The organism is Kitasatospora sp. NPDC023176 (genome assembly GCF_055560495.1).
The window spans coordinates 1-12309 of the sequence record NZ_JBVHIP010000072.1 but is presented as its reverse complement, the minus strand read 5'-3'; the positions used below and the strand labels follow the sequence as shown (position 1 = coordinate 12309).

At 70.1% G+C, this 12309-nt stretch carries 16 protein-coding genes; 5 read left to right on the top strand and 11 right to left on the bottom strand.

The window, feature by feature from the left end; genetic code table 11:
* A partial coding sequence (locus ACZ3YL_RS41915) for a hypothetical protein (protein WP_465663072.1) occupies positions 1–740 on the bottom strand: 740 nt, incomplete at its 3' end.
* A 214-nt stretch (positions 741–954) separates the two neighbouring features.
* Between ACZ3YL_RS41915 and ACZ3YL_RS41910 the strand changes: the two genes are divergently transcribed.
* Positions 955–2808 (top strand): hypothetical protein, encoded by a 1854-nt coding sequence (locus tag ACZ3YL_RS41910; RefSeq protein WP_465663070.1) that lies wholly within the window; start codon positions 955–957, stop codon positions 2806–2808.
* 469 nt (positions 2809–3277) lie between these two features.
* On the opposite strand, the gene ACZ3YL_RS41905 is transcribed toward ACZ3YL_RS41910, so the two are convergent.
* The 9 genes from ACZ3YL_RS41905 to ACZ3YL_RS41865 all read right to left on the bottom strand — a co-directional run bounded on the left by ACZ3YL_RS41905 (position 3278) and on the right by ACZ3YL_RS41865 (position 9430).
* Complete coding sequence (locus ACZ3YL_RS41905) at positions 3278–3574, bottom strand: hypothetical protein (protein ID WP_465663068.1); 297 nt, start codon at positions 3572–3574, stop codon at positions 3278–3280.
* A complete protein-coding gene (locus ACZ3YL_RS41900) occupies positions 3571–3939 on the bottom strand; it encodes a hypothetical protein (RefSeq protein ID WP_465663066.1) in 369 nt (122 codons plus the stop codon). The genes ACZ3YL_RS41905 and ACZ3YL_RS41900 overlap by 4 nt, the downstream gene beginning before the upstream one ends.
* 48 nt (positions 3940–3987) lie before the next feature.
* Positions 3988–4437, bottom strand: a complete 450-nt coding sequence (locus tag ACZ3YL_RS41895; protein ID WP_465663064.1) for a hypothetical protein — start codon at positions 4435–4437, stop codon at positions 3988–3990.
* A gap of 696 nt (positions 4438–5133) precedes the next feature.
* Complete coding sequence (locus ACZ3YL_RS41890; RefSeq protein WP_465663062.1) at positions 5134–5565, bottom strand: hypothetical protein; 432 nt, start codon at positions 5563–5565, stop codon at positions 5134–5136.
* A gap of 148 nt (positions 5566–5713) precedes the next feature.
* A complete protein-coding gene (locus tag ACZ3YL_RS41885; RefSeq protein ID WP_465663060.1) occupies positions 5714–7333 on the bottom strand; it encodes an alpha/beta hydrolase in 1620 nt (539 codons plus the stop codon).
* Positions 7330–7656, bottom strand: a complete 327-nt coding sequence (locus ACZ3YL_RS41880) for a hypothetical protein (RefSeq protein ID WP_465663058.1) — start codon at positions 7654–7656, stop codon at positions 7330–7332. Before ACZ3YL_RS41880 ends, ACZ3YL_RS41885 begins: the two co-directional genes overlap by 4 nt.
* Before the next feature lie 97 nt (positions 7657–7753).
* Complete coding sequence (locus ACZ3YL_RS41875) at positions 7754–8125, bottom strand: hypothetical protein (RefSeq protein WP_465663056.1); 372 nt, start codon at positions 8123–8125, stop codon at positions 7754–7756.
* Between the two features lie 152 nt (positions 8126–8277).
* Positions 8278–8430 carry a hypothetical protein gene (locus tag ACZ3YL_RS41870; RefSeq protein WP_465663054.1) on the bottom strand — a complete coding sequence of 51 codons (153 nt, stop codon included), beginning with the start codon at positions 8428–8430 and terminating at the stop codon, positions 8278–8280.
* 184 nt (positions 8431–8614) lie between these two features.
* Positions 8615–9430 carry a hypothetical protein gene (locus tag ACZ3YL_RS41865; RefSeq protein WP_465663052.1) on the bottom strand — a complete coding sequence of 272 codons (816 nt, stop codon included), beginning with the start codon at positions 9428–9430 and terminating at the stop codon, positions 8615–8617.
* Positions 9431–9437: 7 nt separating this feature from the next.
* On the opposite strand from ACZ3YL_RS41865, the gene ACZ3YL_RS41860 reads away from it, so the two are divergent.
* Positions 9438–9839, top strand: coding sequence for a recombinase family protein (locus ACZ3YL_RS41860; protein WP_465663050.1), 402 nt, complete (start codon positions 9438–9440; stop codon positions 9837–9839).
* Between the two features lie 186 nt (positions 9840–10025).
* A complete protein-coding gene (locus ACZ3YL_RS41855) occupies positions 10026–10430 on the top strand; it encodes a hypothetical protein (RefSeq protein ID WP_465663048.1) in 405 nt (134 codons plus the stop codon).
* An 86-nt stretch (positions 10431–10516) separates the two neighbouring features.
* Here the strand turns inward: ACZ3YL_RS41855 and ACZ3YL_RS41850 are convergent, their stop codons facing one another.
* Positions 10517–11026, bottom strand: a complete 510-nt coding sequence (locus ACZ3YL_RS41850) for a hypothetical protein (RefSeq protein ID WP_465663046.1) — start codon at positions 11024–11026, stop codon at positions 10517–10519.
* A gap of 150 nt (positions 11027–11176) precedes the next feature.
* On the opposite strand from ACZ3YL_RS41850, the gene ACZ3YL_RS41845 reads away from it, so the two are divergent.
* Positions 11177–11407 (top strand): hypothetical protein, encoded by a 231-nt coding sequence (locus ACZ3YL_RS41845; protein ID WP_465663044.1) that lies wholly within the window; start codon positions 11177–11179, stop codon positions 11405–11407.
* A 236-nt stretch (positions 11408–11643) separates the two neighbouring features.
* Positions 11644–12183, top strand: a complete 540-nt coding sequence (locus tag ACZ3YL_RS41840; protein ID WP_465663042.1) for a hypothetical protein — start codon at positions 11644–11646, stop codon at positions 12181–12183.
* Positions 12184–12309 lie beyond the last annotated feature (126 nt).

Below are 12309 nucleotides of genomic sequence, written 5' to 3'. Positions count from 1 at the left end.
GTCCACTCGCGGACGGAGCCGCCGTCGGGGGCCAGGCCATACAGGCGGTCGTTGGTGACCGCGAACGTGCGGCCCGGACCGCCCACCTTCACCCAGCTCCCCGGCTTGCCGCCGTACTTGTTCAGGTTGCCGGTCTTCGGGTCGACGGCGAACAGGCCCGCACCGCCGGCGTAGAGCTGGGCGGCAGGGGTGGTACCGACGGTGCGCCAGTCGGTGCCGCGCCCCGTCCACTCGCGGACGGAGCCGCCGTCGGGGGCCAGGCCATACAGGCGGTCGTTGGTGACCGCGAACGTGCGGCCCGGACCGCCCACCTTCACCCAGTCCCCCGGCTTGCCGCCGTACTTGTTCAGGTTGCCGGTCTTCGGGTCGACGGCGAACAGGCCCGCACCGCCGGCGAACAGCTTCTCAGCCGGGCCGCCGATCCTGGTCCACTTCTGCGAGCCGTCCGACCAGCGGTAGACGGCGGAGTGGTCGGCGGCCAGGGCGTAGGCGTCCCGTTCGGCGGACACGATGGAGCTCATGGACACGGGGACGGGCGCGGGCACGGCAGCGGCCTTCGGGGCGGCGGGCGGTGCAGCTTCGGCGGGGACGCCGAGGAGGAGCGCGGCGGCTGCGGCGAGGCAGCCGGTGCGCAGCAGCGCCGTCAGCGGCCGTCGGCGGGCCCGGGGGCGGCGGGATCGGGCGGTGTGGATCGGGCTGGCCGGCGTCGGGCCGGCGGTGTCGTTCGGGTGGTGGTTCACTGCGGTTCCTCCTGGTCGGTGCCCCGTACCGGCTGTCGCCCGTACGGGAGTGTCCGGTCCGCTACGGCAAGTTCCCGGAAGCGGTGGAACACCACACTGGAACCTGATCTGATTGTCCGTAAGGCATGTCGAGGCGTTTCCGCAGGTCAGCGGCATGAAACGCCACGGACAAGCGCGGACAAGCGCGGACGGGTACGGACGCCGAGGGGGAGCGATGGCACAGCCGGGCAGGTCGGCAGAACCGCCGAAGGACCGCAGCGACGAGGCGAAGGCCCTCGCGGAGTTCCTGACGGTCCTGACCAAGGGCGTCACGCTCAGGGAGCTCCAGGACCGCTACAGGTCCGGTGACTACAAGTCCAGCAAGAGCGTGTGGGGCCAGTACCGGTCCGGCGAGAAGCTCATCCCCCTGGCCCTGCTGCTGAGGGTCGTCCGGGATCGCTTCCCTCGCGACGCCACCGCTCAGGCGGCGATGTTCACGAAGGCGCGCGAACTTCACAGGGCGGCCGCCGACGCGGCCGCCGCCCCACGGTCGGACGCCGCGGCCAGGAAGCAGGGCAAGAAGGACCTCGACGAGGTCGCGGGGCTGATCAAGACCCTGGAGCGGCTCATCGCCCAGCTCGTGGCCGGGCTCGGCACGGCCGGCACAGCCGCGAGCAGCACAGCGCCCAGACACGGTCCGGCCGAGGAGGCGCCCGATCCCGGCCACCTCCTGAGGGCCGCGCGCGGGGAGCTCGGCCTGCTCCAACGCCACCAGGCCGAGGCCCGGCAGGCACTGGCCGAGCCGCTCGCCCCGCCCGGCCACGACCACGACGGACCCGGTTCCGCGACGGACCCAGCGCTTCCCGCGCCCCGCGACTCCTCGGCTGAGGTCCTGGCGCGCCTCCATACCGAACTGGACACCCGCCGGGCCTCGGTCACCCTGCTGGCCGACGCTCTTCTGTCCGCCGGAGGACGGAAGAGTAGCGAGCACCGGATAGTCCCGGGCATCATCCTCGAACGCACGGACCGCCCCCCTGCCGCGGGTGCCGCTTCGACTCCCCGTCCGGGCCCTTCCCGCATCCGCAATCTGGCTCTGGCCCTGGGCGCCGCCCTGGCGGTACTGGCGGCCGGCACCTACCTCACCCACGACCCGCACTCCGGCTCGCGCGCCGCCGCCCCCTCGGACCACCGCGACGACGCCTACTCCCCCGCGCCCGCCAGCCTCCCCCCGAACAACAGCGCCCCCGGCGCCGACCCCCCACCGTCGACGTCCCGGCAATCGCTGCCCGCGAACCCCACTTCCGCCAGCCTGTTCGCCGTCAGCACCGACCACCAGCACGTACGCGCCTGGAGCGGCACGGGCACCACCTGGACCGACATCGGCCCGGCCGCCCGTGACCTCCTCTCCGGGCCAGCCGGACTGTTCCTCACCGACCCGGGCACCGGCGATCTGTACCGCTACGACGGCACCCCCGGGCACTGGTCGAAGATCGGCACCCCGGGACGCCAGTTCGCCGTCGGCGGCAACCACCTCTACGCCATCAAGGAGGACGGTGCCGCCGTCCTGCGCTGGGAATCCGGCAGCGGCTGGACGGTCATCGGCAGCGCTGCCCTCAAGCTCTACGCCGGTGGGGCCGGCCTGTTCGCCACCGATCCCGCCACCGGCGGCATCAACCGCTACAACGGCACCGGCACCACTCCCGCCGACTGGACGCCGGTCGGCGGCCCGGGCGCCGACTACGCCGTCGACAATGACCACCTCTACAGCCTCGCCCCCGACCGTTCCGAGATCTGCAGGTGGACCGGCACCCCCGGCCAGTGGCAGCGCATCGGCGGCCCCGCCGCCAGGCTCTACGCTGGCGGGGCCGGCCTGTTCGCCATCGACCCTGCCACCGGCCAGATCCTCAGGTACAACGGCACCCCCATGGCCTGGACCGCCATCGGCGAAGCCGGCACCGACCTCGCCGTCGACGACCGCACCGTCTACCGGCTGTCGACCGACGGCCTCACCATCTCCCGGTGGGACGGCCACGACACCGGCTGGACCACCATCGGCGCCCCCGCCGCCGCCATCACCGCCACCGGATAGAAGAGGCCCTGGTCACCGTCCTTGGCATGGTGCCAGACGGCAGCCAGGGCTGCGACAGGTCAGAGCGCGAGGATATGCCGGATCTGAGTGACCAGGCGGGCGGGGAGGTCAACGACCCGGTCATCAGGTGCAACCAGACCGTCCGGCGCAGGTACTGACAACGGAGCTGCTGGCTCAGTCGCCGGGGGTGATGTTGACTTCGTCGCACCAGTAGCAGGTCCACCGCAGCGGCAGCTCGTAGTAGACGGTGAGGAAGCCCTTCGACTCGCCGAAAATCGTGTTCGTCGCCCCGCAGCACCAGCAGTCTTACTCGAAGCCCATCGCCACCTCCCTGCACCCAATGATGACTGTTCCCACGAGAGTTGGAGGCGGAATCCAAATCAGATGCGGGGTTCGCGCGCTGGTGTCCTGCTCTCCCGTCATACGGAGGCGGAGGTCAGGCCGCCGGCATGGTGGTGTCGGCCCGGCGTCACGGTCCGGCGATGACCCAGGTCACGAACACGAACTTCATCGTCTCGTGCACCCTGTATACGACGCTGATGCGGTTGCCGGAGTCGGGGGCCGGGTCGGTGTGGGCGGTGTAGTCGTCGACCCCGGGGTCTGTGCCGCCGGGGACCGGGATGCCAAGCCGGGGGAAGACCGCCAGGCGCTCGACGAGCTTCTCGACCGCGTCCAGCTCGCCGGGGCGCAGCGCGGCGAGGGCGTGCTCGGCGGCGTCGGAGAGGAAGACGTGCAGCGGGGCCGGCTGTTCGGGCTGGTCGGTCACCGGTCGCCGCCGGCGGCGCGGAGCCGGGCGAAGGTCTCGGCGGCGGGGGTCCACTGCTGGCCGCCGATGGGCGCGGCGAGGGAGGCCATGGCCTCGGGGATGGTGCGCAGGTCGAGGCGGTGGCGGTAGGTGGTGATGACCTCGGCGACGGCGGTCAGGTCGCCGATCGGGGAGGTGCCGAGGGCGGCGGCGATGGCCGGGTCGAGGACCAGGCTGGTGCGGCGGATCTTGGCGAGTGCGCGGTGGTAGCCGGCGCTCGCGTCGTCGCGGGTGCGGACCGGCGCCCCGGGCCGCTCGAGCGTCTGGTGCTGCTCGGCCCGCTGATCGGAGCCGGTGGGGGGCGAGGAGCACGCAGGCTCCATCAAGAACCGTGGTCCTGAGCGGCCCCTCACTCCCCACGTAGCAAGGCCGTGTCAGCTCGGAGCCCCCGTCGTGGGGGGCATCAGGCAGGGGGTGTTGACTCGAAAGAGGAGTAGTCCTCCCGTTGTGGTCTGGACCGTGACCAGATACCGGCTCGATGTCTGGGACGCGTCGAGGACCGTATCCACCTTGCCGTTGGTCGTCTCCCGGTAGCCGTCGATCTTGAAGCCCTGTTGCTCCAGCATCGACCGGACCTTACGGACGACCTCGGGATGCTGTTCGAGCGGGGCGGAGCTGTAGGCCGCGTATGACAGCTTGTACCGGCCGTCCTCCCGAACCTCGTCGTGTTTGCCGATACATTCGCTGAAGATCGGTTCGGCACTGCCAGAGTCGAGGATGACTGCGGCTGTCTGCGCCATGTACTCGGTCATGTGTTTGGCCCAATCCTGGGCGTCCTGCCGGGCCTTGACGGGGAGCGGGTCGTTGGGACCGGAGGTGGACATGCATCCTCCGAGGATCAGGGGCAGGCAGAGCGCGGCAGCCCCCAGGCGTCGGGATCGGGGACGGCGTACGACGAGCCGGGGAAGGGGGAACGACACAGTGGGAATCCTTGCGGCCGGGGCAGGATGAGGATCAGGGCAGCCGGGCCGGGGCCGGCCCGGCTCGAGTGGTTAGAGGGGAAGCAGTGGGCTGTCGTGCTCCTTGGGAACCGTGGTCGGCCGCTTCCCGACGATGACGCGGTTCTGGTTGTCGAGACTCCTGCTACCGGCATCCCAGTACCCCCTGCGCCCAGAGGTGTCGACCCGGAAGTTGTTCCCGCCAATACCCGACGGTGGTGCGGTCGCCGCGGAGGCGGAAGCTGGGTCGGGCCGGCTGTTCCCGGGTCAGCGCAAAGTTGCCGCCGGGGTAGGAGGCATCAGGCTGGGGTCCTCTTGTTGTGTACGAGGTGCCCTGGACCGCCTTCCCGAGGAGCGCGGCCCCGGTCCAATCGGCGACGTTGCCTACCGCAGCGGTCGAGACCCGCTTGCCGAGCCGGTCTGCGGTGTGGAAGCGCCGCAGACCGGCTCGTCTTGGTGTAGAGCGCGCCCCCTCACACCCGACGTCCACGGGCAGAGCTCCCGGTCGTCGCCGCGGCGTCGAGGGAACCGCTCAGGCCGTAGGGCCGAATCGCGCTCGGCGGAGCGCTGAGGAAGCAAGCGTCAGGACGTAGACGTAGGGGACGGCTCCTCGGAGGGCGGAAGCAGGCAGGGAGTGGTTACTCTCAGGTACATGCGGTCCCCGGTACCCGAGGTGGACGCCGTGGCGGAGTACCAGCTGGTGGGGTGGTAGGTGTCGACGAGCGCATCCGGCTTGCCGTCCACGGACTCGCGGTAGCCCTTCACCGTCAGTCCTTCGCCGGCCAGCATGTCGCGGATCTTCCTGACCGCCTCGGGGTGCTGGGCGCGTGGAACCGAGCTCTTGACGCTGTACATCAGGACGTACCGCTCATCGGCGGCGGTCTCCCCGTTCCTGCCGGTGCACGGGGTGAAGAGCGCGGAGATCGTCGACGGGTCGGTCTCGATCCCGGCGGTTCGGGCCATGTGCTCGGTGATCTGCTGGGCCCAGGTCTGGGCGTCGGCCTTGGACTTCACGGGTGGTGTGTCACTCCTGTCGGCAGCGGATGAGCATCCGCCGAGTGCCGCGAGCAGGAGCGCGGTAGCGATGATCCGCCTGGTGGTGCGGGGCGCGCTGGCAGTCATGGTGCTCCTGAGTCGGCGGTCGGTCGGACTGGTCGTGGGGTCAGCGTGGAGGCTTGGGGGCGAGCGTCGGTGGCCGGCCCGCGATGATCCGCCCCTGGTTGTCGAGGCTTTGGCTCGCCCTGTCCCAGTAGCCGCCGTGTCCGCTGGTGTCGATCTCGATGCGCTGGCCGCCGAAGACCCCGTTCTGGGGGCCCTCGCCGAACACGGTGCCGGTGAACGTCTGGATGAAGTCGTCCTTGGCCGTGCCGACCCAGACGTGCCCGGGGTCGATGTTGAGCTCGGACGCCTTGTCCACTCCCATCCCCGGGCTGCCGAGCGCGATGATGTCGTCGACGTTCGCACCGCCATCGCGCGCGGCCGCGCCCACCACGTAGGTCCCGTAGCTGTGGCCCATCAGGGTCAGGTGCGAACACAGGCCGTTGTCGCCCTCGGCCACCCGCAGCCCCTTGGTGAAGTTGCGTAGAAGCGGTGCCCCGGCATCTCCCCGGTCGGTTTCGGCGACGGTGCCGTCCAGCCAGTTCGGCGTCTCATAGCCGAGCCACGAGACGACGGCGACGTTCGCACCACCGTCCGTTTCGTCCTCGGCCGCCTTCTGGAGGCGCCGGATGTGGTCCATCTGCCCCGGCACCCCGGCGAACACCGTTCCGGTGCCCGGCACGAAGACCGCCGTGTGCTGCGACTTGTCGGGGTTCCCCGTCGAGACGATGGCCCGGCCGTTGTGCGCCTCCGGATCGATTCCCAGCAGAAACATCCGGTGGTTCTCTGGGTTTCCGTCGGACGCCGCCAGCTTCCTCCTGATCTCCTCCATGGCGTTGATCCGCGACTTGTACTCGTCCTCGTCGATACCGAAGTCGCCGGGCTTCCCGCTTCGGTAGGCGTCCAGCTTCTCGTCGAGCACGAGCCGGTTGGCCTCGTCCCGGACGGTCGTGGGAAGCCCGTCGAGGCGGCCGATCTGATCGGGGTGCAGGGCCAGGTAGGCGTCCTGCTGCTCGGGGGTGAGCCCCTTCCACCACGCGGCGGACTTCTCCGGGTCCTTGCCGTCCGGGATGTAGGGGTCGACCAGTCCGAGGTCCTGCATCGCGGCGGCGGCCGCGTTCTTGGCCCCTGCCAGCGCACCGTTCACCTTGGCCGGGTCGAGGGCGTTCGAGCTGAGCCGGCCCAACGCCGTATTGCCCTGGTCACTTGCCGCCTGGGCGTCCTTCAGAGCGGTGTTGATCCGCTCCTGGAAGCTTTTCACCTCCGACCCGAGCTGCTGGCGCGCCTTCTGCGCCTCCGGGTCGTTGTGCTCCCCCTTGCCCTCGGGCGGGAGGCTGACGACGCCGTCGGCGGACACGTCCAGGCCGGCGTCCACCGCACGGTTCACGGCGTTGGTGAGGTTGGTCTGCGCCTGGTACATCCGGTCAGCGACGGTGTTCAGCACCAAAGCCGCGGTGTCCGCCTCCATCTTGACGACGTTCAGGTGCTGTTCCGTCTTCGCCAGGAACGCCAGCGCGGCCTTCGCGTCCTCGCCCTCCCAGTTGCCGACCAGCGGACCGTCCACCTGGCTGCGGTGCCGCTGGCCGGTGCTCTCCGCGGCGCGGCCGAGCGCCGTCCAGGTCTTCGCCGCGTCGTGCAGCCCGTGCGGGTCGAACTTCACCAGGAGCTCATACGCGCTGGTCACTTGGCCCCCTGCGGTGCGACGGCCCAGGCGCCGGCGACGGCCTGGTCGTTGTGCTCGTGGGCGGCCGCGTTGGCGTTCAGGTTGGTCGCGGTGTTCGCCAGGCGCTGCTGCAGATCACCGAGCGGCTTGGCCCAGCCGGTACCCAACTGCGCGAGTCCGCCCGCGATCGACCAGCCGGTCAGCTGCCCGGAGACGGTGGCACTGGTGTCCACCGCGTTCTGGACGGGCGTGCCGAACTCCTCCCCCAACGTCTTCGCGATCCCTGCGGACGCCCGTAGGTCCGCCGGCTTGATCACAACTTTGCCCGTGGTGTTGTCAGCCACGTGGGCTTCCCCTCCCCGAAAACGGATACCTGAACTCAACCCCCGCGGAACCCTAGACGAGCGAGGCCTGCTCCGCATCCGTACAAATACTCAGATGCTACTGCCGAGATCCTCGGTCGGCGGCGAGCTCGTACAGCGGGTACAAGGGGTCGATGGCCATGAGGATCTTTCCCACCGGTGGAGTTCCGGCGGTGAGCGAGGCGGGCGGAGCCGGCAGAGCGGTGCTGGAGGGATGGCAGGAGGACGACCGGCAGACGGTCATGTCCTCGCGGGTCAGTGCGGCGGCCGCCGGCGCCCCGATCCGGCCGAGGACGTCGGCGGTGTCGCGGCCGCTGACGGCGCCGAGCTGGGCGGTCAGGCGCAGCACGGCGTCGGTCCGATCGCTCTCAATCTCCCAGAGGGCCTTCACTACCGCGATGCGCAGGTCCGGATCCTCGGCATCGGCGAGAGCTCGGATCGTCTCCAGCACGGATGCGGCTGCGCCTCCGAAGGAGCCTAGCTCGCGTAGGACCCCACCGCGGCTGTGCACCAGTGCCCCCGCTCGACAGCGGTGCCCAGGGCCGTGGTGAGCGCGGGGGCGGTGGGCGGCGGGCGGGTCGCCGAGCTGGTTGAGGGCGGCGATCAGGCGGTGGCGGATCCCCAGGGCGAGGAGAAGTCCGCGTCGGCCAGGCGCCGGATCAGTCTGGGCGCGGTTTCCTCGGCGGCCTGCGGGAGGTGGCGGGCGGCCCGCACGGCGCGCCAGTCGTTGACGCTGGTGCCGAGCGCGGCCAGCACGCCGGGCAGGGCCCGCTCGTCGCCGAGGCCAGCCAGCGTCGTGATGGCCTATCGGTGGGCCCGCGCAGCAGCAGTGGCGCGGCCCAGACGTGCGGGCCGTGGGTGGTGCGGTGGGCTTCGACCGGCCGGTCACGAGGCGAGCAGACCCCGGCGACGCCAACGTGGATACCCGGCACCGCATAGTTCAGGGCTGGGTCAGCACGAACGCCTTCTCGGTGACCAACAGCGGGGCGTCTGCAGGGCCCTTGATGTAGGGGCCGCGCCAAATGATCTTGTGAACGCCCTGGCTCGGATACCACTGGCGGACCTTGTGCATGCGCACCGGAAACCGGTGCCGGTACGCCCTGGCCGCGCCACCGTCATCATCGCTGCCACCAGCCGGCCGAGCCGCGAGCTGCACGACCCGCACATCGCGCGGCCGGCTGCCCGGCGAGGGCCGCCCAGCCGGCTCCCAACCTGCCCCCTCCCGATGCAAGGACACCTGGGTGGACTTCTGCGCGGCCAGCCGCCAGAACGCGAACATGTACCGCCGCACGAAATCCTGCGTCACGTCCTCGACCACCTCACCGCTGGACCACTCACCGACCTCCTGGACCTGGCGGCGCTCCTGCGCGTGATGCCGCAGCGCGTGCTGGACCTCCTGGATCCTCACGGACTGCTCGTGCAACTCCTCGGTCGACAGCTGCGCGAACCTCCCGTCGCCGACCATCCCCTCCATCCCGTCCGGCACGAGCATCGGCATCGGCGTCCCCGCCGAGCGCGCCACAGAGACCGCCAGACGCCACTCCTCAGGCTGCACCGGTCCGTCCCGGTCCATGAACTGCGTCACCCGCACCCCCGGCAACCCGCCCTCGACCGGCGGCCACCCGTTGAACATCCGGATCGGCGTCCAGCCGAACGCCGCAATGTCCGACAGCACACCCACCCTGTTCGCCAGCACCACCGGCTCCGGCAACACGAGCAACCCCGCCGGCACCGGCAGATCAGCCTCACGGTCCAAGGTCGCAGTGTCCGCGATCTCCAACGTCGCAGCCGCCGCCATCACCGCCGCGTGCGCCGCCGGGGACTTCTGCTCGCTGCACGAGCGCCTGGACACCACCACCCCCGGCGGCCGACTCGTCTTCCACGTCTTCGCCGCGCTCGCCGAGTTCATTCGCGAGCTGATCGTCTCCGGCACCCGCGAGGGTCTGGACGCGGCCCGCGCCCGTGGCCGGGTCGGCGGCCGGCCCACCGTCGCCACCGCCGAGATCATCCGAGCCGCCCGCGACATGCTCCCCAACCCCGAGAACTCGATCACCTCGATCGCCAAGATCCTCGGCGTGAGCCCCGGCACCCTCTACAACCACATCCCCGACCTGCAGGAGCTCCGCGCCACCGGCCGCGTCCCAAACCAGGTCACTGGCAGCTGACCGCTCCCGCTACTGGGCGTTCCGATCCTCCCCGGGGGCCAAGTAACCGCCCGTGCCACCGGACATCCGCGGGGACGAGTTGCCGGGGCCCTGGGGCACTGGTGTGCGGGATTCCCCGGCTGTGAGGTGGAAAGGAACTGGACCATGGTCGGCCCAGAGCGGCCGACACTTCGGAGGGGAACACGAGTGCCCAACATCATCACCCCGGCTGACGACGCCGACCTTGCCCACCTCATCGACCTGATCGACATGCTCCCGGACCCGGAGGAGACGGACTTCTGGGGCGACGGATCCTTCAACATCGGCTCGAAGATCGGCCACCGCCTCCGCGTGGTCCTCACCGGCCGGGCCTACCCGAAAGACATCGACTACTTGGCGGTCTACGTCCTCAAATACCTTGGCCGCGGCAATGGGCACATCACCGAGGAAGTGATCACCAAGAGCCTCACCGGTGCCCACGGCATCCCGGCCGCCGGCTATGCCTGGATCGAAGACGCCACCCGCACCGCGTGGACGCTGGTCACCCGCTACAGCCTCCCGAACTGGCGTGGCCCTCGCACGGCGCCCGGCCAGGCGTGGCTCCGGGACTGAGCGATCCCAACGGCGAGGGACAGCAGTAGGCCCGTTGGACCTGTTGGGTCCAACGGGCCTACTGCTGTCCGCGGCTGATTGGAAGATCAGTCCTCGATCGAAGCGGCACCAGGACGCTGGTCGGAGAAGAAGTCCATCTTCTTCCCGAAGATCGCCTCGGCCTCGCCCGTGGGGAAGACGGTCTTCTCGTACAGGGCGTGCTGGCAGATCAGCGACTTGTCGGGCACGGACAGAGCGAGGCCCCGTCGGGCCTCCGTAGGCTCGGTGAACCACTGCCGGATGGCCAGGGCCTGGAAGCCGCCCGAGCCTTCGAGTTCGCCGTAAACGATGCGCATCAGTCCCTTGAGAACGCCCTCGTGGCTGAGGCCACGCTTCGTGCCAGCGGGGTCGGAGAACGACACGGTCCACGACCACCGCTGATCGTCTGTGAGTTCCGTGTCCTCGGGGATCTTGCCGTCGAAGCCCGCGAGGTATTCGGCGTGCCGGCCGACCACGGTGCGGCTCCACTCCACGTTGCCCAGCCAGGGGGAGGCGGCGAGGAAGCCCTCGGCGATGCTCTGCGTCTCGTCGTCGGTGATCAGATGCTCTCCGCTCACGCTTCTCCTCCACGGGTCAGCTCGGGACTGCGGGGGAGGAACCCTACTCCCGAAGTCGCCCGAACGGGCTACAGGCCGATTCCGATCAGAGGGTTGCGCTCGCAGCAGGCCTGGCGGTCCGGGTGCGTGGAATGAGGGTACGTACGGTCCATGGCATCGAAATTCCGCACGAAGGACGGCGGCGAAGTCCGCGTCGGAGACAAGGTGTGGGCCCAGGTCTGGCAGGAGAGCGAGAACAACCCCTGGCTCATCACCCAGCACCCGCTCGACAAGACCCACCTCATCCTCAAAGAGATCGGCGGCACCGAGGAACGCGTCCACCACCCGGACGACCTCGCCCTCTACTACTACGCCAACCGGCAACCGCCCACTGGCGGTTGAGGCGGGCCTCCCCTCAACCGAGCGCCGCAAGCCTCATCCCAGTGCCTCGTGACGGCGATGGCCGCACTGGCGGCCCGGACGCCCCTGTCAGGGGTATTGGGTCCAACAGGTCCGGGCAGACGCTGGCCGCGTGCGTCGCACGCGGCCAGCGCCGTGCTTTCCCGGTTGAGCAGTGCCTGGCACCGCGCGCTCGCTACCGTGACGGAAGACGTCGCCCAGGCGCGGGGAGGCCGCTTATGAAGCTCGTCATCGACACCACCGAGAGCACCTTCGAGGAGGCCATGGCGGCGGTCCGCACGGCCTACGGCCGCGAGATCGGACAGTCCCAGGGCGTCCGGAACTACCAGGTGCCGGGCCGCACCGTTTGGAACCACAACGGCGGCTGGTTCATCCAGCAGTGGAACGCCCCGATGCTCCGGACCTGGATGGAGGGGCTGCAGGAAACGGAGCTGCTCGCCGTCGCCTGGCTGATCTGCCGCAAGCCCGGCGTCTACGTCACGATCCCCGAACTCGCCGAGTTCATCCTCCCCGACGAGGACGAGCGGCGGCGCCTGGCCCGCGCCCGCCGGGCGGTGCAGGCCATGATGCGGCTGGGACGCGGCGTCGGCAGCATGGGCGGCATGCCGTTCGAGAAGAGGGAGAAGGGGCCCAGCGCCTACCGGGCGGCGAAGCCGATCGTCACCTTCGTCCGGCGCCAGATCAGGGAATCGCCGCTGTATGGGCAGCTGACGCAGGAGTACCCCGCCATTGGTGAGGCCGCCTCCGCCGCCCGCTGACCCCTAGATGAATGAGTCCGATGTCTGGGCCGGCCGCGACCATGACGAAGGGTGCCCGTTGGTTGGTTTGTGAAGACGAACCTGGACACCCTTCTGACGGCACTGTACGTGTTCATCGACGACCAT